1 protein-coding gene is annotated in these 693 nt (G+C 42.3%); it reads right to left on the reverse strand.

The genetic code is table 11. The annotated features are described in order from the left end of the window. A partial coding sequence (locus HT737_RS30340; RefSeq protein WP_182404667.1) for a hypothetical protein occupies positions 1-693 on the reverse strand: 693 nt, incomplete at both ends.

A 693-nucleotide genomic window follows, 5' to 3' on the forward strand; every position in this document is an offset into this window, starting at 1 on the left:
AGAACCCTGTATCCAGACTCATAAGCTGTTGGTGAGAGACCTACGACAGCAGTTACGCCTGTATGCAATAGAAGTAGAAGTGTTCCTATATAAAAACTGCTGTTTGTCGCCAAGCTTCTTTTCATCAGGTAAGTAGCACTGATCAATGAGCTGATCGAAAGTGCGTACGAAAAGAAATAATTCAGACCAAATCCGGAGTTCAAGTTTCTTATTGAATAGTAATCATCGTTGCCGGTTGTGAATAAAAAGGAAAGGATGCTGCCTTGGAAAATTCCGCCAATGGTCAATATCAGTGCAGTGCGTTTTAACTCGAAAGTCTTTCCCATGGTTAACAAAACAAGTAGAAGTGCGATGATCTTCGGGTACAGGTTCATCGGGTCAATGTAGTGGGCGTTGAATATATCGAATCCATTCAAAACCTTTCTGATAAAAGAATATTCGGTGAATTCCGGCATGTACACTGCTTCCGTTGTCAAGCGTAAATAGTTACCTGGGGCAGTGATTAGAAGTGCAAAGCCCGCAATTACGATCAAGGCCAAAAGAGTTCTGAAGGTTGCCTGGTTTCTCCGATCCCAAATGAGCGACGTTGCAAATATTGCAATCATCGAAATTCCGACTTGTTCAGATTGCGATGCAATGAACGCCAATGGGATCGCGAGTATTTTCTCAGGTGTCGAAAAAAGATGATGGTTT

This window comes from Pseudomonas sp. MD195_PC81_125 (assembly GCF_014060985.1).
GTDB lineage: Bacteria > Pseudomonadota > Gammaproteobacteria > Pseudomonadales > Pseudomonadaceae > Aquipseudomonas > Aquipseudomonas parakoreensis.